General features: G+C 43.0%; 20 protein-coding genes. 9 read left to right on the top strand and 11 right to left on the bottom strand.

The genetic code is table 11. The annotated features are described in order from the left end of the window. Window positions 1–47: 47 nt before the first annotated feature. The gene (locus PODO_RS01050) at window positions 48–389 is read right to left on the bottom strand and encodes a nitrous oxide-stimulated promoter family protein (RefSeq protein WP_036687189.1); all 342 of its coding nucleotides are present in this window, start codon (window positions 387–389) and stop codon (window positions 48–50) included. Between the two features lie 204 nt (window positions 390–593). Between PODO_RS01050 and PODO_RS01045 the strand changes: the two genes are divergently transcribed. The 3 genes from PODO_RS01045 to PODO_RS01035 all read left to right on the top strand — a co-directional run bounded on the left by PODO_RS01045 (window position 594) and on the right by PODO_RS01035 (window position 4,276). Beyond that, complete coding sequence (locus tag PODO_RS01045; RefSeq protein ID WP_038568157.1) at window positions 594–1,076, top strand: RNA polymerase sigma factor; 483 nt, start codon at window positions 594–596, stop codon at window positions 1,074–1,076. Beyond that, window positions 1,073–1,681 (top strand): zf-HC2 domain-containing protein, encoded by a 609-nt coding sequence (locus PODO_RS01040; protein ID WP_038568155.1) that lies wholly within the window; start codon window positions 1,073–1,075, stop codon window positions 1,679–1,681. Before PODO_RS01045 ends, PODO_RS01040 begins: the two co-directional genes overlap by 4 nt. Before the next feature lie 213 nt (window positions 1,682–1,894). After that, window positions 1,895–4,276 carry a glycoside hydrolase family 94 protein gene (locus PODO_RS01035; RefSeq protein WP_038568153.1) on the top strand — a complete coding sequence of 794 codons (2,382 nt, stop codon included), beginning with the start codon at window positions 1,895–1,897 and terminating at the stop codon, window positions 4,274–4,276. A 74-nt stretch (window positions 4,277–4,350) separates the two neighbouring features. On the opposite strand, the gene PODO_RS01030 is transcribed toward PODO_RS01035, so the two are convergent. From PODO_RS01030 to PODO_RS01010, 5 genes are all read right to left on the bottom strand, one after another. Further along, window positions 4,351–4,761, bottom strand: a complete 411-nt coding sequence (locus tag PODO_RS01030; protein ID WP_036687183.1) for a hypothetical protein — start codon at window positions 4,759–4,761, stop codon at window positions 4,351–4,353. Next, entirely contained in the window at window positions 4,754–5,203 is a 450-nt protein-coding gene (locus tag PODO_RS01025; protein WP_038568151.1) for a LytTR family DNA-binding domain-containing protein, read from the bottom strand. The genes PODO_RS01030 and PODO_RS01025 overlap by 8 nt, the downstream gene beginning before the upstream one ends. A 209-nt stretch (window positions 5,204–5,412) precedes the next feature. Further along, the gene (locus tag PODO_RS01020) at window positions 5,413–7,998 is read right to left on the bottom strand and encodes a metallophosphoesterase (RefSeq protein WP_038568149.1); all 2,586 of its coding nucleotides are present in this window, start codon (window positions 7,996–7,998) and stop codon (window positions 5,413–5,415) included. Window positions 7,999–8,001: 3 nt separating this feature from the next. Then, a complete protein-coding gene (locus tag PODO_RS01015) occupies window positions 8,002–9,267 on the bottom strand; it encodes a class I SAM-dependent methyltransferase (RefSeq protein ID WP_036687179.1) in 1,266 nt (421 codons plus the stop codon). A gap of 24 nt (window positions 9,268–9,291) precedes the next feature. Then, window positions 9,292–10,083: a nucleotidyltransferase domain-containing protein gene (locus PODO_RS01010; RefSeq protein ID WP_038568146.1), complete on the bottom strand. Its 792-nt coding sequence runs from the start codon at window positions 10,081–10,083 to the stop codon at window positions 9,292–9,294. A gap of 229 nt (window positions 10,084–10,312) precedes the next feature. Here PODO_RS01010 and PODO_RS01005 point away from each other — a divergent pair, with 229 nt between their 5' ends. The 3 genes from PODO_RS01005 to PODO_RS00995 all read left to right on the top strand — a co-directional run bounded on the left by PODO_RS01005 (window position 10,313) and on the right by PODO_RS00995 (window position 12,832). Further along, window positions 10,313–11,626, top strand: coding sequence for a helix-turn-helix transcriptional regulator (locus PODO_RS01005; protein ID WP_038568144.1), 1,314 nt, complete (start codon window positions 10,313–10,315; stop codon window positions 11,624–11,626). Then, window positions 11,613–12,410, top strand: coding sequence for a WYL domain-containing protein (locus PODO_RS01000; protein WP_036687170.1), 798 nt, complete (start codon window positions 11,613–11,615; stop codon window positions 12,408–12,410). Before PODO_RS01005 ends, PODO_RS01000 begins: the two co-directional genes overlap by 14 nt. 200 nt (window positions 12,411–12,610) lie before the next feature. Next, window positions 12,611–12,832, top strand: a complete 222-nt coding sequence (locus PODO_RS00995) for a helix-turn-helix domain-containing protein (protein ID WP_036687168.1) — start codon at window positions 12,611–12,613, stop codon at window positions 12,830–12,832. A 135-nt stretch (window positions 12,833–12,967) separates the two neighbouring features. Here the strand turns inward: PODO_RS00995 and PODO_RS00990 are convergent, their stop codons facing one another. Next, entirely contained in the window at window positions 12,968–15,121 is a 2,154-nt protein-coding gene (locus PODO_RS00990; RefSeq protein ID WP_038568140.1) for a pectate lyase family protein, read from the bottom strand. 342 nt (window positions 15,122–15,463) lie between these two features. Between PODO_RS00990 and PODO_RS31400 the strand changes: the two genes are divergently transcribed. After that, window positions 15,464–15,640, top strand: a complete 177-nt coding sequence (locus tag PODO_RS31400; protein ID WP_169744731.1) for a hypothetical protein — start codon at window positions 15,464–15,466, stop codon at window positions 15,638–15,640. A gap of 111 nt (window positions 15,641–15,751) precedes the next feature. Here PODO_RS31400 and PODO_RS30305 read toward each other — a convergent pair whose 3' ends face one another. The 3 genes from PODO_RS30305 to PODO_RS31775 are packed head-to-tail and all read right to left on the bottom strand — an operon-like array spanning window position 15,752 to window position 16,376. Further along, window positions 15,752–16,072, bottom strand: coding sequence for a Crp/Fnr family transcriptional regulator (locus PODO_RS30305; RefSeq protein WP_080742373.1), 321 nt, complete (start codon window positions 16,070–16,072; stop codon window positions 15,752–15,754). Next, window positions 16,036–16,230 (bottom strand): cyclic nucleotide-binding domain-containing protein, encoded by a 195-nt coding sequence (locus tag PODO_RS32245; protein ID WP_370510621.1) that lies wholly within the window; start codon window positions 16,228–16,230, stop codon window positions 16,036–16,038. The genes PODO_RS30305 and PODO_RS32245 overlap by 37 nt, the downstream gene beginning before the upstream one ends. Further along, window positions 16,176–16,376, bottom strand: coding sequence for a hypothetical protein (locus PODO_RS31775; protein WP_244886414.1), 201 nt, complete (start codon window positions 16,374–16,376; stop codon window positions 16,176–16,178). Before PODO_RS31775 ends, PODO_RS32245 begins: the two co-directional genes overlap by 55 nt. A gap of 221 nt (window positions 16,377–16,597) precedes the next feature. On the opposite strand from PODO_RS31775, the gene PODO_RS00980 reads away from it, so the two are divergent. Together PODO_RS00980 and PODO_RS00975 are read left to right on the top strand one after the other, a co-directional pair. Next, window positions 16,598–17,068, top strand: coding sequence for a DinB family protein (locus tag PODO_RS00980; RefSeq protein WP_162164288.1), 471 nt, complete (start codon window positions 16,598–16,600; stop codon window positions 17,066–17,068). Window positions 17,069–17,119: 51 nt separating this feature from the next. Continuing rightward, window positions 17,120–17,566 carry a YdeI/OmpD-associated family protein gene (locus PODO_RS00975; RefSeq protein WP_038568137.1) on the top strand — a complete coding sequence of 149 codons (447 nt, stop codon included), beginning with the start codon at window positions 17,120–17,122 and terminating at the stop codon, window positions 17,564–17,566. A 236-nt stretch (window positions 17,567–17,802) separates the two neighbouring features. Here PODO_RS00975 and PODO_RS00970 read toward each other — a convergent pair whose 3' ends face one another. Continuing rightward, entirely contained in the window at window positions 17,803–19,119 is a 1,317-nt protein-coding gene (locus tag PODO_RS00970) for a BaiN/RdsA family NAD(P)/FAD-dependent oxidoreductase (RefSeq protein WP_038568135.1), read from the bottom strand. Window positions 19,120–19,144: the final 25 nt, after the last annotated feature.

Raw genomic sequence — 19,144 nt, 5'->3', positions numbered from 1 at the left:
ATCTAAAAACACATTAAGCCGGGCATCAAATGATGTCCGGTTTTCACTTATTTTCTCAATTTATTGGGTAGCGGAATATGCCTAATCGACTCAATGGGATGATAGAGCAGCATCCACGGACCAGAAAAACGCATAACCCCTTTAATTCTTTGGCGATAATCCGGTTTGTAACAATGAACAGGACATTTGGCACAAGCTGTTTTCTCTTCACCAAATTTACAATAGGCTAGCCTCTTCAGCGCATACTCATTTAATTCCTGACATTCCTCACAAAACCCCTTATGATGATGTTTTTTCTTACAATATATACGAATCATTTTGGTAACAAGCTCTTGTTCTTTTTGAATTTTAGGACCCTCATTTAACTGCCGGTTTACCTTTGTTATCATATATGAACCCCCTTGTAACTTGTACAATAAGATCTCATGTAATTATAAAGGGTAACCCTACTGTGAAACCAGCCTTAACGCTGAACCTCCTTAATTCCCTCACATACCGGGGATGAAAGCGATAATTGTATAAATCAAATTTTTTAAAAAAAACTTGTAACGTTTATAGCTTTTTACGGATATATAACTTGAGGAGGTGAATGGATGCAGGACAACGAGCAATTATACAGGGAATATTCAACCCAAGTATATAAATTCGTATTTAGCCTTTGTCATAATCACTTGCTGGCAGAAGAAATTACCCAAGAAACTTTTTATAGAGCTATAAAATCGATAGACAAATACGATGGGACCTGCAAAGTATACGTATGGCTCTGTCAAATTGCTAAACATGTGTGGTATCAGGAGCTGGACAAGCAGCGCAAGCGGAAGTCTGAGGAATTAGAAGACGCTTCTTTGGCTAACGCAAATTCAACAGAATCCCAGTTCATTTTTGCTCAGGACAAAATGGATTTATTTAAACAACTTCATTTACTTGATCCAAATACCAAAGAAGTATTATATCTGCGTTTAACCGGAGAATTCAGTTTTCGGGAAATTGGCGAAATTCTTGGAAGAGATGAAACCTGGGCAAGAGTTACCTTTTACCGTGGAAAACAAAAATTGATGAAAGGAAGATCTTCATGAAATGCGAGATTATTCAGGATTTATTACCTTCCTATATTGAAAAGCTAACCTCTGTACATAGTAACGAAGAAATCGAAAAACACCTGAAATCCTGTGAAAGCTGCCTTCAATCCTATAATGAAATGACCGCCACAGCAAATCTAAGTGTGCCTATTATTGATAAAGAGGAAGTTAACAAACTCAATTATTTTAAAAAAGTGAAAAAAAAGAATATAAAAACTCTCATTTTTTCCGTCTTATCGGTACTTATACTGGCTACGGCCCTTATTGGTTTTTTTGTTATCGGTTTCCCTGTATCCTCTAAAGATGTAGTCATAGATTATCAGAAGACAAAGGATCGTTTGGAGGTTCATCTAACTTTGGAAAATGGCAAGGACCTCGTGTTCTCAGGAAAAACTAAATTTATCCGCGATGAGAATAATAATGTAATCGGTTCTGAAACTAGGTATACGCCTAGAGGTTTACTTCATAATCCCTTTGATGATGTAGGAAAAAAAGTTATGTTGGGGACGGAGATTCATACCGATCTGGATTTTCCAAACAAGTTTATTCTTGAATTCAAAGATAAAACTATGACGTTTGTTAATGGTGTTTTAGTGGAGTAGACATGCCGCAAAAATAAAAAAAGACACCTTTCAAGGTGTCTTTCGCTTTACACCTACCAAAAAAGTTAGCATTTTTGTTCGTTTTTTCGCTAAAATATAGGGTTATCGATTTACTAAAAGTATCTTATAATAAAATTACACATGGATATTTCACCCCTTTGTGAACGCGCGTTTATAGATTGACCCATTAACCACTTAATAGGAGGAATGGTTATGCAATATGGTTGTTTTGATGAAAAAAACAAGGAATACCTCATTACCAAGCCGAATACGCCTGCCCCTTGGGCGAATTACCTCGGCTCGCCGGAATATGGCGCGATCATCTCAGGTAACGCAGGCGGTTATAGCTTTGTAAAATCTGGCGCAAATGGGCGGCATATCCGTTACCACTTCAACTCTAAGGACGAGCCCGGACGCTATATTTACGTGAGAGATTTGGAGAACGGGGATTATTGGTCCGGCTCCTGGCAGCCTGTGGGTAAAGATCTGGAGCAATATAAGTCCGTATGCCATCATGGAACCGGATACACGAACCTCGTCTCGGATTACGATAACATCCATACAGAATCATTATATTATGTGCCACTGAACAAAACCTACGAGGTGTGGCGCATGAAGGTGCGCAATGATGACTCCAAAGCACGCAAGCTGGCTCTCTTCGGATTTGTTGAATTAACCAACAATAACAACTACGAGCAGGATACCGTCAACCTTCAGTACACTTTGTTTATTTCACGGACCTACTATAAAAATAATATGATCCTTCAAGTCATCAATGAAAACACCCCCGAAGAACAGACCTGGAGATTCTTCGGCGCTGCAGGTGCAGAAGTTACCGCTTATGACGGTGACCGGGATACGTTCCTAGGCGATTACCGCAGTTATGGCAATCCAGCCTCTGTGGAGAACGGCCAATGCTCCAATTCATTAAACTACAATACTAACTCCTGCGGTGCCCTGCAGATTAACGTAGATTTGCAGCCGGGAGAAGAGAAAGAAATCGCATTTCTACTGGGACAGTATGATGAGAAAGGCGCTTCCGAGATTCTCAGCCATTATAAAGACTTGTCCGTGGTAGATAAAGAACTCGAAGAGTTAAAAGCATTCTGGCACAGCAAGCTTAACCGCTTCCAGGTCCAGACACCAAGCGATAACCTGAACAACATGATCAACACTTGGAATGCATATCAATGCTTTATCACTTTCATCTGGTCACGAGCAGCCTCTTTCCAATACTCCGGTCTTCGTAATGGACTGGGCTATCGGGATACGGTGCAGGATATTCAAGGCATCATTCATCTGGATCATGAGATGGCCCTTGAACGTCTTAGACTGATGATATCCGCCCAGGTTTCCAACGGCGGTGGACTTCCGTTGGTGAAATTTGACCACAATCCTGGGCATGAGGGCACACCGGATGATCCGGAATATGTACGGGAAACTGGTCATCCCCATTATCGGGCCGATGACGCTTTATGGCTGTTCCCAACCGTCATTAAATACTTGAATGAAAGTGGCAACTGGGATTTTACAGATGAAATAATCCCTTATTCGGATAAAGGTGAGGGCACTGTGTACGAGCATTTGCGCCAGGCGCTTCAGTTCAGTCTGGATCGTATGGGCGCACACGGCATGCCGGTTGGGCTTCATGCCGACTGGAACGATTGTCTACGGCTTGGAGCGAAGGGCGAGTCGTTGTTCGTCGCATTCCAGCTGTATATGGCATTCAAGGTGTTCATGGAAATTGCACAAAATAAGAACAAGCCTGAAGACATTCAATGGGCGCAGGGCCTGCTTGATGAGCTGGACGATAACATTCAAAAGCACGCTTGGGAGAACGATCAATTCGTCCGCGGATTTACAGAAGACAACTATACCATCGGCTCCTGGGAGAATGATGAGGCCAAAATTTGGCTTAATCCGCAAAGCTGGGCCGTATTAAGCGGTGCAGCCCGCCCGGATCAGGCGAAGCTCTCCATGGACAAAGTGTATGAGAATCTGCGGACCGATTACGGCACTATGTTATTCTACCCACCGTTCCGTGAATACGGTTTGCCAGTAGCGTTGATGGCTCTTTTCAACGCCTCAACTAAGGAAAACGGCGGCATCTTCAGCCAGCCGCAGGGATGGCTCATTCTGGCGGAAACCATGATTGGCAACGGTGGGCGCGCGTTCGAATACTTCCTGAATTGCAGTCCGGCCAGCATGAACGATAAGGCCGAAATCCGCAAACTCGAGCCTTATGTACATGGCCAGTTTGTCGAGTCCAAGGACAGCCCATATCAAGGCCGGGCCCATGTCCACTGGCTGACCGGCACCGCTTCAACCGTAATGGTCTCCTTGGTGGAAGGTATTATGGGGGTTCAACCGCAATTTGATGGCCTTCGCCTCAACCCGTGTGTTCCTTCCGACTGGACAGACTTTTCCATGGTCCGGGAATTCCGTGGGAAGAAGCTGAACATCCAGGTGGAGAACAAGAAAGGTGTACAAAAAGGGGTTACCCATATCGTTATTAACGGTGAAGAAATTCAAGGCAACCTGATCCCCGTCGCCAAAATGGCGCCAGAAAACAACGTGCTCGTTATTATGGGTTAAAGCGTATTTATGAGGAATAGATAGGAGGACGGACCGATAAGGTGCGTCCTCCTGTTTTTACAATTAGAACGAGGTTATTTCAAAATTTTATTTAACTCCTCAGCTTGTTTCCTGCTATTAATTCTGGCGTAGAAATAGAAAGCTATAGTGTGCAGTATAACCGATAACAACAACATTCCAGGCAACCAGGGGCTTATGAAGTTGAACATTTCTTTTGAGAATAACCACACCATTCCCATTCCGCCAAATATACTGAAGGTCGAAGAAATCAGAATATTCCAAAGCGGTCTTAACGTGAAATAGTTCCACAACACATTGTACATCACTCCGAATATCCCCGCGGAAATAATGGCGATACCTGCAATACGCCATAGATATAACATATCAATAGATTGATCCTTGAAAAACACAGTTAACAGTAGCGTTATCCATAAAGAAGTTAAAGTAAACACCTGAAAAAATGAATTTTTTAATTGATTAACCATGATAGTTCCTCCTGAAATTTTTAATATAATAGCGGCTGACAAAATAACAAGAACCATTCGTCAGAATCACTTTTATTCTCGCATTATCCGTTGCTGAGAACTCTTTTATGTAGCTGGTGTTGATTATGGTCTGATTATTAATTTTTATAAACTGAGGTGAATTCAGAACTTCTTCAACAAATTTCAATCGTGTATTAAGAAGAAACATTTCTCCCGTAATTACACGTACACTGCACATACGGCCTTCCGGCTCTATGACCGCGATTGAGCTGGATACAATCGAGACATTGCGATCATTTTTGGCGTTGATGACCATGATCCGTTTCTCCGATGTTTGAATGGCTACTTCGATATTTGCCCAATGTTCCTTTTCAGCCGGGTGGGTTGTTACTTTCGTAGTACCCCGGTCCATTTCTATGTCCTCTTCAAAAATGATTTCCAAGTTGTGCTGCCTCCTCTCAGGTTTCATATTATTATCAAAAAAGGCCTATGACCACTATCTTACGTTTTCTTGCATTAATTTGTCTGTTTGTTGCAAGATAGCTGTTTCCGCTTCCTCCCCGAACGAAAAAAAGACTGCCGTGACCTTCCCGACAGCCTGAACTCATTCTCATAATTGGCAAACCAAGTTTCTTCGCCTGTAACAATCCTCTACAACCTCGGGTCGATCTCTTTCTCTTTCGTTACCTCGAATAACAAGTTTGCTGCAATTTGCTTGTAGTCCTCGTTGTCAGACGAGATCTCATCCAGCTTCACTTCTAGCATTTGTCTGCCCAGTCGGTGTTCGATTAAGGACGTACGAAGCTTAGGAGCGATATTCTTCTGCTTCATCAGCTTGGCATACTTATGTGGAAACTTGTAGTCGTACCCGTAGATGATCGACAGGTAGCCCGGATTGCGGACCTTCATGTATGGGACTACCCCCTGCTGTTCTTGCTCCGGTTTGATTACAATTCCCTCCATATGTTTCTCTACCGTTATCTTTGCGAAATACTCCTCTGCTCTGATGTAAGCATCAGGCTCTTTCAAGTCCAGAACCAGAAATTCATCATCATTTAAAAAACTGTATAGTTCGGAGGTTTTGCCGTCAGGTAACCGTTCAGCGCCATTCTCCAGCACTTCCTTCAGGATTGCAAAAGGTTTGTATGCTAATTCCGCATCACCCGCATACAGCTCCAGTTGCTGCTTGTATACTCGGTAGGCTTCGTCACGCTGGTCAAGATCTACATACGATTCTCTTATGTCACGGACATGCTTAAAAGTCTGGTAAACATGAGACCCATAGTTATTGTTAAGCGTCTCTTTCGACATATGGTGCTGGTCTTGTTCAAACCCGCTTACTTCAAAATCCTGTATCAGTTTACCCAGTGACTCCTCAAATCCATATTGTCTTAAGAAATCCAGCTCTGTCTCCAGCGCTTTGCCAATTGGCCGGAACTGACGCTCAATTAACCCATCCCCAAGCGCTTTCCAAGGCAGCAACTCGCCATCCAGTAAAAGCACACGGATCCCCTGCTCAGCCATATAGGTTCCGAATTTATGAAGCAGCTGTTCGTAGATAGGCGTCAGATCGACCGCCTGAACCTTATAGCCGTTCCGGCTAATTGCATAACACTGCTCTAAGTTCCGATAAAGGTACAAACTACAGCGTGATCCCATATATTTAGGCTGCAGAACGACTTCTGAAATACGACGTTCGGCAAAATAATCCAACCCTTTTCGCAGAGACTCAAGCTCACCGGCAGCCACATCCTTATCCGCAGGTGACATCGTCCCGGAGATGAAGTTGACCCGGTTCTGCGAGGAATACTGCAGTCTGCGCACAGACTCGTAATCAAGCTCCAGCAAGGATACGGTTTGCTTTTCCCGGAACAGGATAGGTAGCTCTTCGTGCACCGTAGTCACATGCGATTTTTGACTTTTATAGAAAGGTTTAAACGACATGCGAACAGAAGTTAGTTCATTACCCTGCGCACTCCCTGTGTCAAGGTGGAGTTTGTTTTTGATCCGAAAAGTCTGCTTGGCTGCAATATGTCCGAAGAGATGAAAGGGGTGATTACTCACAGCCTCTTGCTTTAGGAAATCAAGCTGTTCCTCAAAGGAAACCTCACGATCCAGCCGAAAGTTACGCTGATGGCGTAGTGAATTCGTATCCAGCTTACCAATGTACTTATTACGGCAAGGAGCATGGGTAACATAAAAAGAAGGACCTTGCATACCGATATAGCGGTAAAAGGGCTGGGATTGCTCCACTAAATCCGAAAATTTACTAAAAAGCGCGGTATCCTCCTTAAGCACTTGGGTGGAATCAAAGTACGTTCTTAGCAGTTCCGGATCGGTTCCTTGAATCTCCCCCTTTACGTACTTGTATACAAAGTTCTCGTGATTGCCCATAACAAATAGGAAATGCTCGCGGTTATCAAATAAGAACTCAATCGTCTCCCGCGTCTTTTTACCCTTATCAATCCAGTCACCAGCAAGAATGACTCGTGTGTTACTGAGCTTATCTGTTGCACTTAACTTACCTTCGTGCTCCCGGTAGCCGTAATTACGTAATAGTCCCTGAAGCTCTTCGACGCACTCATGAACATCCCCAACCACAATATACTCTTGTGCTTGTAGAAGTACCGTAGATGCGTAAGTATCCCAATCCTGTATAATCACCCGGTAGTCCGGATTAGGTATCCCTTCACCCTCGAGAATAAAATCTTTAGCACGCACTTTATGAATCTTGTTGTAACCTTCCCGTGACAGAACAGGCAAGACTTCTTTTCTGAGCCGGTTTAAATGATTGGAGATCAGCTTCTTCGAGCGCTCTGAGGCGTAGTAATCCTCCCGTTTGCGGTAATCAAACAGAATAACCTCCAGATTGTAATTATTTTGCCCGGCGATCTCACGGACTTTACTACGATAATCTTCGGATAGCCCAATGGTATCCATCACCACAAACTCCGCATTAATCGGAAAAGAAGTGACTAACTTCAATCTCTCAAACAATAATTGAAAGGTATGCGAACTCGCCTCCAGCATAACCTGATCATACTTATCATAGTCATAGCCCAATATCTCCTGACGGATACTATCCGAGGATAAGTACTGCACATTCGTACGTAACCCTTTAGAAGCATCCTCTAGTTTTAACTGCGGGATCAGAACTTCTTTAGCAAAGGTCGATTTCCCACATTCCGTTGCTCCTACAAGCAGAAATATGGTATGTACACGTGTTTGAATTTCCACTGTCTATTCCTCCTTTCTTCGCACAATAGCGCATTGCGTCGTACGGATCTCGCCAACCCGGTCACCAACCATCAAATATTCGACCTCGACTGCTAAACCTTGAATCGTATCCAAAACCCATTGCCCGAACGCTTGCTGTCCCATTTCCCACTTGTGATCCTCATGCCGGAATCCTTCCAGCTCATAATAACGATTGAAATCAGCATTCGGTGTGGTCACAATAAGCTGTTGAAAATTCACATTACCGATTATTTGCTGAATAAGCTCTGCTGCCTCACCCTCACTCATGTGCTCTACAACTTCTGTTAGAATCACATCAACCTGCTCCCCGTTGTACGACTCCAGAAAATGGTCCAGTGAGCCAAAGGTTGCAATGTTATCAATGTCCTTAGCTTTCGCTTTCCGATTCACAACCTCCAGCAGCTCCTCAGCTATATCTACCGCATAATAGGTACTCTCTATTTTCCCGGCAAACGGAATTGCATAGAAACCTTCTCCGCAACCGATGTCCAGAATCGGCTTATTGAATGGAAGCACACTCGAAATAAAAGTACGCCGCTGCATCGCAGTACCGCCATACTCCAGCCCAATAGAATACTGGTCCGTTTGTTCGATGGAGGCTTTATATCGCTTGAACCGTTCCTTTGAGGTAAGGAAATTCCTTGCAAATAGACTTCTTATATAAAAGGGTGCATCAATGACGTTAAGGCTGCGGATATATTTATCCAAAATAGCATCCGAAATATCTATGTACTCATCCCCAAATATGGATAAGAACAAGGACAGCACACCAACAACATGCAAGAGGTGATACAAGCTTTTATGTGTGGTAATCGTCAGTGAATAGCTCTTATGTGCCTGATGCTGCAAGGAGAAGGTATATCCCTTTAAATGCTTTTGGAAAAATTCAATATAGTGTATCCGCTCAACCTGAACCATATTAATGAAAAAAGAATGCTCATATCCTTCCGCATCCCGTTCATCCTGGGCTTTGAAGGGTGTAGAGAAAAACTCATTGACCGCATTAAGCGGAAATAGAGGTGTATTAAACCGGGAGACATTTAAATACTCAAAGCTCTCGCTTCCGTTCTGCTTGTAGGATATATCGTTATCTGCATCCTTAAAATAAACGTTATAAGTTGCCTCATCAGAATACCATCCATAAGCCACTCCCTGACGAACCGGACGAAGCTGCATACCTGTCACTGGATTTTTTTTAATTAAAAAAGTGAATTTTGGATTCGTAGATTTCAGTTGTACAATAGCCACTACCTCTTCCTCCTATCAATCTTTCTATAGAGCCCGTCCCCATACTTCCTGTAAAGCTTCTCGAAATAGAGCATCCAGCTGATGATCTCTGTTGTTCTCCTTAGCATTCAAGGACGCCGCCACCTTATCCAACACTTGGAACTGTTCTTCTAAATAATCGTTAATCACGGTTAGCTGCGGTCCGTAGTCTAGTTCTTCACCGGATTTTTTTCGTGCCAGCAATTGCTGAATCACCTGCCACAGCTCTTCATCCTTCGGAATAAGCCGCTCTACCAGTACATCGAACCCCATCGGCGGCATCTCTCCATATCGGTGAGTCCACTCACAAGCTAGAACGGGACGAAGCACATAAAAGTACTTTTTGATCTTGACCTGTTCGCCTTGCAGATAATCACGGTAGTTCCCTCTTGCCATGTTTAAATAATGGTACATACAAGACTTCGGCGAAAATGTGTACGGGGAGATGCTTCTAAGCTTCTCTGCTATACTGTACTTTTCGGCATATTGAATGGGTGATTGCAGCCACTCCAGCAGCGGTGGATTTGACTTCCGGAATAAATTCAGTGCTTTACGCAAATCCCAGCCATTGATATCAAGCATATTGTTAATAGGACGCTCGATCACATCCCGCTTATCAAAAATAGATAGATACCATTCCGGTTTATGCAGATAAATAAATCTCACATCATAATCACTATCCTGCGATGGGAATCCCCAGGCCCGGCTGCCTGATTCGCAGGCATACAATATTGTAACTTGCTCCTCATATTCAATCTGTTCCAGCTGCTCACAGATAAGCTTGTTTATAGGATCCATCTTCATCCCTCCAGATCGGTTACTTCCCTATTCTCTACCATTGATACTATTCGAACGCCTCTTCAGAATTGCTTCGGCTTCATGGATCTATCTTCGCTCATCTTCCCTGTAACGAACAGGGCGGAAGTATGGCGGCGGCCAAAAATACTTCCATTTTATTCAACTCTGGTGCTTAATATAATAAGTACTACTATTTCTAATGGATTCGCTACAGGCTGGAGGGATACAAATGGCCCGGGAAAGTTTTGACAAGGAGATTCAATTTCTTCGCATGCTCTCTTTAGCGGGGGGAGCTTACAGCAGACAACAATTCGCCGATCGTCTCGGCATTTCTGTACATACCTATGACAAAACGCTGCGCAACCTGAAGGGCATGGTAACCGTCTTACAACAAGACCTGCCTACAGAACAAGGAACGGAACTCTCTGAGTGGCTCCGCTATAACTATTATGAATCTGCCGACCCGCTGCTCCTGTTCTTGTTCCGGGCGAAGTCGCTTAAGGAAACGGAGAGCATCCGGCTTACTCTACTATTAACTGCGCTTCAGACTCAGGAGCTAACGGCTAAAGATCTACAGGATGTCTGCAGTGAGCAAATGCCAACCGATTGTCCAATGCCCGATGAGAAGACCATCCGTGGAGATCTGAAATATCTTGAGGAAGTTGGCGTTATTCTTCGTGTAAATGAGGGCCGTCCTTATCGATACAAGGCTGCTAACGATCTGATTGATCAATTATCGGGCGATCAGCTCTTGGATCTTTACGACTATGTTGATGTCATCGCCAACACGCAGACTCCGTCGGTGCAAGGTTACCTGCTGCGCGACACCTTAAAAAAGGTCCTGCGGAAGCGGGGTTATAACCCCGAAGCTACGGAAACCCATAGATACAAATATAATTATCATTCACGTATTCTTGACGAGGCACACCTATACACAATTTTTGCAGCGATTCAGCAGCGAAAAAAAATTAAGTTTCTATATCTATCCCCTAAAAAGGGCAAAAACTACGCCTCTCAGAATACCAATCCTCTCTTTGAGCGGGAAACAAGGGGCGTCACAGAAACCGTTCTTCCGCTCCGCGTCATCTATGACCATCAATATGGGCGCTGGTATTTAATCGGACATAATTCACGTATGGGCATCATGAAATTCCGAATGGAGGGCCTTACTCAAATTGAGGAGGGCGACACTGTGGAAGAATCAGAGTTTGCTCAGAAACTCAGCAATCTGGAAGAGCAGATGACAAACAGCTGGGTTATAGATACCACCAGTGCAATTAAAGTGGCTGCGAGATTTTATAACCCCAATCGCTCTGGTGTTAATTTTATTCGGGAGCGGGTTGAAGCGCAGGGACAGTGGGGAGTAATTACGGAAGAGTCCGATTCTACATTCCTTTATGAGATCACAGTGAATGGTATTTATGAAATTAAGCCGTGGTTACGAAGCTTTGGTTCGAGCTGCGAGGTATTAGAACCCCCTTGGCTGCGTAAGCAATTTATCGCGGAGTGGAAGGAGATTCACAGCTATTATGAATCCATTTGAGAAAATATTTAACTTCCAAATCATTTCACGCCTCGACGAAGTGGGTTCATTAGCGCTGACCTCCCAGGAACGTTCCTGGCTGAAAACCATGTTAATGCACCCGGCCTCAGAAGCAGCTTTTACACTGGATACCTTAAGTGAATTGAACTCCATATTGGAGGCAGAAGCGTCCACAGAAGTGCAGGGAATTATTATGGAGAAAGCTAAAAGCAAAGAGCGGCAGGTCTATCACCCAATGCTTCGTACACTCCGCCGTATAATCATGCAGAATCAAGCGATCCTTATTACTTTCCATATTAAGCATGGAGGCCAACGAACTGACCAAGCCGGGTTCCCTCATAAGCTGGAATACAACATGTATAAGCGGGAGTGGTATTTGCAATGGTACAGCACCCGGCAACGTTCTCTTATGTCCACTAAACTAAAAAACATTGTTTCTGTTGAAGTAGCTCCCTTCCCTGCCAAACGGATTGATGACTTAAAAGCAAGAATAACGCGATTATTAGAGGATCAGAAAGAATGTGCATGTATTCAAGTCATTCCCACCTTTAATGCTGAGCTGTCCCGAATTCTGTACGCCTTTTCCTGTTTTGATAAATCCGTGTCCTTTGATGAAAATTCGGGCATCTATCGAATCAAAGTCATCTACATGAGAGACGGCAGCGAATTCCTATTGTCCAAAATCCGTTTTCTTGGCCTGCGCGTAAAAATCGTCGAGGGTGAGCATCTTAAGCGGCGCATGCTGAAATCCGCAGCTATGGCGATTGACCGGTATGGGGAATAACCGAGAATTAGTATAGGCTGGTCAACTATCCTGAAGCGCTGAAACGTGCTTATATAGTAAAGTAAAAGACACGGTTAAGATGTCTTTTACTTTACTTACAGCAGCTTTCTTAAAAACTGAGAGGTTTATTCTCATGAAAAGAAAATCCGTCTTATGCGTATAGTCAAGATGAAAACTCAGAGTTAGTGAGGGGATTAGAAGTGGGAAAGAGAGTTATAGTAAAAATATCAGAATTGACCAAAAAACATAAGATTTCCCTACGAGAATTGTCCAGAATATCCGATGTCCGACATGCTGCATTAAGTGAGTTAGCTAATGGAAAAAGGGAGAATATTAACTTTAGTCATATAAGCAAAATTGCAGAAGCTTTAAATATTGAGGATATTCGTGAGATTATTGATTTGGTTGATGATAAAGATTAATCAAATAAACACAAAATTGATAGTTTTTCAATCGACAATAACTCAAGTAATAAGACCATAAGAAAAAGCAAAGAAAAGCGACCCCTACAGGTCGCTTTTCTGATACTCCATATTAAAGTAGAGGCGGTCAGTTCCCTATTCCAGCTTCATATAATACAGATTCGCCGTACTATCTTTTGTAATGGTATGCGCACCTGCGGCCAGAGAGACAGTGGCAATGCCATTGGTTATAGGGTAACTTGTTCCATCCACTTTGATTTTCGTTCCCTCTGTGTTGAACACTAGGGTTAGCGTTGAAGCTTTAGCAGAAGTGAATTGAATGCTGGTTGCACTCTCGATTTTTAGACATTGGGATAGGGTTAAACCCTGATATGCCACAGTTCCCTTACTTGTTGAGAGATTGCCTTGGATATTGAAGAAGCTGCTTGTTGTTCCATCCGTAGTAAAGTTGTGAACGGTTGCTCCCGCTGTCGGCACTGGCGTTGTCGTCGGTGCTGGAGTCGCCGTTGGTACAGGAGTTGCTGTTGGAGCTGGGGTCGCTGTTGGCACAGGAGTTACTGTTGGCGTAGGTGTTACTGATGGAGTCGGAGTCGGGTTCGTTGGGTTTGAATTCCCCCCTACAGAGACAAGTCCCGTTGTGTAGCCTCTGATTGCAGACATCAGCGCTGTATTCAGCGCATACGAAACGTCATCCACTGAATCATTAAATTCCCATGTGAAGTCTCCGCCATTCAGACGTCCGGCTTTTGCCATAACAATCTGTTCAACATTGCTTACGTTATCAATATTAGATACGTTCACTCCTGTATTTACGCTCGTGTCGAAGTTATTATAGGCTGTTCCGCCTTTTAGTGCTTTGTATGAGCTTGGGACGGTTTCATTTCTTGACGAAGCTAAGTAAGCATCAAATGAGGTAGCATTAGCAGGAGCTGTCCCTGTGTTTGAATTCGCATAGATGAGACTTGAAGCCTCTACAATAAGATTGTTATAGGCTTTAATCACACCTCCATTTTCGCCTGAGAACGTACCCTCCCCTAAAGCATCTGTACCTTGTAAGGAGATCATCATTGGAAATTTAGCATGTCTAAAATAATTAGATTCTACAAAAGCTGAAGCACCTGTAGTTACACCCACACCGTATTTGGAGATACCATCGAAAAAGTTGTTATAGATATGGACGGAAGCCACTCTAATCCGCGGATGACGGGAGTCCGAATGGTCAAACCAGTTGTGGTGGAAGGTAACAAAAAATTCAGCCGGCTCACTCAAACCAACTAGCGAGGATTTTCCGGAATCCCAGTAATGGTTGTAAGAGATTGTAATATAGTTGGATCCATTTTTAAGGTCTGTGGAACCGTCGCCCTTGGCTTGGTCTGCATCGCCTCCAGCAGCTCCATAAAAAATATCATTATTATGCACCCAGACATTCATATTGCCGGAATCCATTGAAATGCCATCGTCAGGGAATAACATTACACCCAGGTTTCTTACTTCCACATTACCTACATATCTTAGAAGCATTCCCCAACCGTACGCGTAAGCATCATTCCCGATACCTTCAATAGTAATATTCATTTCCGAATAATTGTTTTTACCTTTGACTTCAAGATACCCACTGCTGTTAAGCTGTCCACTCAGATCAGCAGCTGTAACTTTTCCGATAATTCGGATCGCAAGTGGAGTTGTATCATAACCTTTTTGTCTCAGTGTCAGAATACCACCCAGACCAACCCCTGTTTGTACAGCGCCGGAGCTGTTGATTTTCACACCAAGGGTTACGGTTTGCGCATTCTGAGATGTTATATACAGCACTTGAGCACCATTCTTGAGGGTTCCATTCTCATTATAAGCCCCTGATCCTGTACCATATTGCGAACTAGTCGAAAAAGCAAATCCTGAGCGGTCATATGACGTTACGGATAGTGGATTTGAAACCGCACTTACCGTCCCACCCCCTGACAAGGTAGCTTCAACTTTCATCACATAATTACCGGCTGCAAGCCCAACAGCATCTGCTCTCCAGTAGGAAGAATATTTGCGGATTAACTCATTATTAATTTGTTGATACCCAGAATCCGCTGCACTTGCCAATTTAACATAAACGTTATACCCTGTCGCATTGCTTACAGGTGACCATTCCACATATGCCGTTTCATTCCAGCCTCCACTGCCTGTTACCGCAAGACCAGCAGCATGCACCACCGTATTTGTCCATCCACCTACTATTAAAGAAAGAGCAAGAGAAAACAACACAACAATACTGGTTACCTTTGCAACTCTTTTTTTCATTTTATTTCCTCCCGATTTAATTTGTTGCAGATATTATTGTAACCGCTTGCAAAAAATGAAGTTTCTCTTTTCACCTCCTAAATATTTAGAAAGAGATCCTGCATCTAGCCCCTGTATCCCTTCGAAAATAATACAAATTCTGGAACCAGAACACGTTCAACATATCAAAACTAAAAAAGGTTCCGAAACAATCATTTACTCATATCTCCCATATCTAACCGTGTTCTGAGCTAATGATTATAGGACAGCGAATGGATTGTGATCATACAACACGAATAGCCACACAGTAGCCAGCACATAATAAAATTCACAACCATTAGGTAAACAAGGAGGAATTTTCAATTGAGCGCAAATAAACCAGACAAGAATCTGATCAACACTGTAAAAGATTTGGAAGCCACGCCCGTAAACAGCCTGGAAGCCCAACAGCAGCAACAAGCCCGTAATGATCGCCGCAAGCAATCTCAGCATGACAGCGACGGCAAATTCACGGAAAATGAAACCGGGAACTTTCATTAAAGTCGGGAATACTGTTGGAATCTTCTTTTTAAGCTGCAATAACGTAAAAAGACACCCTTCAAGGTGTCTTTTCTTTTACTACCTATGGAGCCGCATCATAATGTATTTCCTTTAATCAATACGTATCAACTGCTCATCCTGTAATCCAAGCAATGATTTTTTCACGGTCTCACGCGCCGTTCCTGTCATATCCGCCAGGTGTTGATGCGTTAATTTCAAATCGATTAGAACACCTTCATCAGAGGGCACTCCGTGCTGTTCTGTTAGACGCAACAACACGCGAGCAATACGCGTACGCACGTCGATAACGGTTAAGTTTGTTATTAATTTATTGGCATCACGCAGACGATCTAATGCTGTTTCCAAAATGCCGATTAGTATTTCCGGATTACTTTTTAGTAAAGTAATGAATCGCGTTTTTTCAAAATACATAAGGTAGACTTCTCAATGGTCCTTGCAGAAGCAGAGCGCGCTCTTTCATTTTGCAACAAAGCCATCTCTCCAAAGAAATCACCTACTCTAAAAATAGAGAGTACTACATCCCTAGAGTGGTTATCTTGATAGATTTGAACAACTCCAGATAGAACCAGATAGAGCTCCTCTCCCTCTTCACCCTCAAAAAGATGGACTCTCCTTTTATATAAGTACGCTCGCCACATACCTTAGTAATTTCAGCTAAATATTCATCATCAAGATGTTCAAAGAACGGAAAATCCTGTAACAGTTGTGGGTTCATCTTCTAGAGGTTCCTCCAGTATAAGTAATAATTTTTTTATGATTGAATCGCGAACCTATCCTATATTGCAATACTTTTAATTCAAGATAAATAGCGACAGCTTCATTAAATTATTATGTGACACAAATTTTCCAAATGCACCATCGTAAAATGGAAGGTTTTGGTTGCTGAGAACAAGAATAAAGTTAAGATTCTAAAATTCAAGAAGTGAGTTGATGAACATGAGTGATAAGATGGTGGCTGTTTTAAGAAGACAGTTTGATCCAACCGTAGAAATGTTGAAGAATCTTATCGAAGTATGTCCTGATCATTTTTGGAAGAATGCCAAGCATAAATACTGGAAGCATATATTCCACGCTACAACCAGCATGAAATTTTGGTTTAGGCAGCAGAAGGATGAAGAATTCAAAATACCTGACTTCGGTAAAGATATAACAGAAGACTTAGATAAGGAGTGCTCTGACTACCCTACTAAGGAGGAAATGACGACGTACCTAGAGGAGATATTGAGTGTGGCTCGTAATTTTTTTGATGAACTTACTGACTGCAGATTATTGGAACCATGTGTACTATACGAAGAAATAACTAAAACTGATGTTATCCTCATGCAGATAAGGCATGTTCAACATCATATAGGTTATTGCAACAGCATATTGAATTCGAATCACCTAGAAACAGCAAAGTGGCTATGATAAAATGAGTGACCGAAATCAGCTTCTTTACCACGAGGAGTGTTATTTAATATGGTTTATGAATTTGATAGTGAGATAAAGCTGCTGGAAGGTAAAATGAAATGGAAAGTAGTCTATTTCCCCTATTCAGTAAGGGAGATATTCAATACTAATGGTAAAGTACCTATTCAAATCTCTGTTGACGGGTACGAATTTGACCATACTTTATTGCCGTCAAAGAATGGGCATTATTTTGTTTATAACGAATTTATTCGAAGAGCATTACAAAAAGAGCTCGGTGATACATTACATATAATACTTAAGAAATGCGAGGAAAATCGTAAACTGATTGTGCCAGATTACATTACTACAAACCTTGAAGAGTACCACATGCTGAATACATTTCTAAACCAGCCTGATTACATTAAACGAGAGCAGATTAATTATATTGAGCTTGCTAAAAAGGAAGATACAAAAAATAGACGAATACTAGCTCTACTTGATAAACTTAAGGATTAATAAAGGGACGACAATAAAGTTGAGGTAAAATGAAGACATCAGAGTTAAGCAACGAATATTGATATTTCGCTAAACCCCAACAATCATTTTTAAATGAGCACCAAACTTTAAAAAATCACAAAAAAGCGATGAGAAACAACCCTCATCGCTTTCACATTACTAAAACCAGACTTGTTACAGCAAACCTCTGCCTAGTGATAGGTGATCGTTTAAGAGTCAGCAACCATCTGCCCCCCTTACGTGGTGCTAGCACGTCGATCAGCAAGCGCCATCGCGGCGGCATAGCCGGAGCTCCAGGCCCATTGCAGGTTATAGCCGCCGCAATCTCCATCGACATCCATCACCTCACCTGCCAAATACAGTCCAGGGACTAACTTAGATTCCAACGTTCCTTCGGTTAGCTCCGTCGTATCGATGCCACCAGCTGTTGTTTGTGCATTAGTAAAGCTATTGGTATCGGTCACTTTAAATTCCCAACGCTTCAAGATTTTATAAAATATTTTTTTTGTTTTCCACGAAAGATCCTGACAAAGCAGGTGCAACTGTTGATCAATTCCAGCCTCCTTCAGCAGAACTGGAATCAGTTTCTTGCTGACGATACCTATAAGGGAATCGGCAACCGTCCGGTGTCCGAAGATCCCCCAGTGGATCTCCAGAAAATCAATTAACTCTTCCTCCGTGCGCTCCGGCATTAAATCAACCGACAATGTCACCGATTCTCCTATTCCGAGATTATACGCAGCCTTTCTGCTGAGCTGAAGTATGGGCGGGCCCGAGATACCATAGTCCGTAAAAAGAATCTCACCAGACTCAGTGCGGATGACTTCATTGTTTACGATAACATGGGCCTCTCCCTCAAATTTGATGCCCGATAGTTCCTTCAAATACGGATAATCCAGCTTCAATTGTACAATGCCTGGCACCGGGTTGATCAAGGTGTGCCCCAGACGTTGGACAAGCGTATAACCGGAGCCGTCCGTTCCCGTTTTGGGAGCGGTAAGGCCGCCTGCACATAGAAAAAGATAGTCGCTGGTATACACAACCTGTTCCTCTGTCTCCGCCTGGCAGGTTATCGCGAACCGCGGATGTCCCGCCGAAACGGTAACATCCAACACTTTATGTTTATAATATACGGGAACATTCCGATCCTCCAGCGCCAGCTTAAATACACCCGGCACCGAAGCCGCCTGCAGCGACATCGGATACATCCGGCCATTCTCCAAGCTTACAAAAGGAAGCCCGAGCGAGGAGAAAAATTCGATCGTTTGGCGGACACCGAATTGCCGCAATACATGTATTGGGAATCCTTCCTGATTACTGTGATACTTGCGTGATAAAGCGGCCGCTTCATCCGTACCGGTGGCGGTGGATTGGTTCGTAATGTTGCAACGCCCGTTACCCGTCGTTATTATTTTCTTCCCCAGCCGGTCATTGCTTTCAATAATTGCTGTATCAATACCTTGATCCCTCGCTGTAACTGCAGCCATTAGACCTGCAGCACCCCCACCGATAATGAACAGCTCGTGGTGCTTAGAAGTCTGATCCTTATACATGTTAATTGATGCATCCCTTTTCCTA

The sequence above is a fragment of the Paenibacillus odorifer genome (genome assembly GCF_000758725.1).
Classification (GTDB): domain Bacteria; phylum Bacillota; class Bacilli; order Paenibacillales; family Paenibacillaceae; genus Paenibacillus_AQ; species Paenibacillus_AQ odorifer.
This window is presented reverse-complemented; position numbering and strand designations above follow the sequence as displayed.

Excerpts from the sequence above, each read along its gene's own strand:
- PODO_RS01050 (WP_036687189.1), bottom strand. The coding sequence starts at position 389 with ATGATAACAAAGGTAAACCGGCAGTTAAATGAGGGTCCTAAAATTCAA.
- PODO_RS01045 (WP_038568157.1), top strand. The coding sequence starts at position 594 with ATGCAGGACAACGAGCAATTATACAGGGAATATTCAACCCAAGTATAT.
- PODO_RS01040 (WP_038568155.1), top strand. The coding sequence starts at position 1,073 with ATGAAATGCGAGATTATTCAGGATTTATTACCTTCCTATATTGAAAAG.
- PODO_RS01035 (WP_038568153.1), top strand. The coding sequence starts at position 1,895 with ATGCAATATGGTTGTTTTGATGAAAAAAACAAGGAATACCTCATTACC.
- PODO_RS01030 (WP_036687183.1), bottom strand. The coding sequence starts at position 4,761 with ATGGTTAATCAATTAAAAAATTCATTTTTTCAGGTGTTTACTTTAACT.
- PODO_RS01010 (WP_038568146.1), bottom strand. The coding sequence starts at position 10,083 with ATGGATCCTATAAACAAGCTTATCTGTGAGCAGCTGGAACAGATTGAA.
- PODO_RS01005 (WP_038568144.1), top strand. The coding sequence starts at position 10,313 with ATGGCCCGGGAAAGTTTTGACAAGGAGATTCAATTTCTTCGCATGCTC.
- PODO_RS01000 (WP_036687170.1), top strand. The coding sequence starts at position 11,613 with ATGAATCCATTTGAGAAAATATTTAACTTCCAAATCATTTCACGCCTC.
- PODO_RS00990 (WP_038568140.1), bottom strand. The coding sequence starts at position 15,121 with ATGAAAAAAAGAGTTGCAAAGGTAACCAGTATTGTTGTGTTGTTTTCT.
- PODO_RS30305 (WP_080742373.1), bottom strand. The coding sequence starts at position 16,072 with ATGTATTTTGAAAAAACGCGATTCATTACTTTACTAAAAAGTAATCCG.
- PODO_RS31775 (WP_244886414.1), bottom strand. The coding sequence starts at position 16,376 with ATGAACCCACAACTGTTACAGGATTTTCCGTTCTTTGAACATCTTGAT.
- PODO_RS00980 (WP_162164288.1), top strand. The coding sequence starts at position 16,598 with ATGAGTGATAAGATGGTGGCTGTTTTAAGAAGACAGTTTGATCCAACC.
- PODO_RS00975 (WP_038568137.1), top strand. The coding sequence starts at position 17,120 with ATGGTTTATGAATTTGATAGTGAGATAAAGCTGCTGGAAGGTAAAATG.
- PODO_RS00970 (WP_038568135.1), bottom strand. The coding sequence starts at position 19,119 with ATGTATAAGGATCAGACTTCTAAGCACCACGAGCTGTTCATTATCGGT.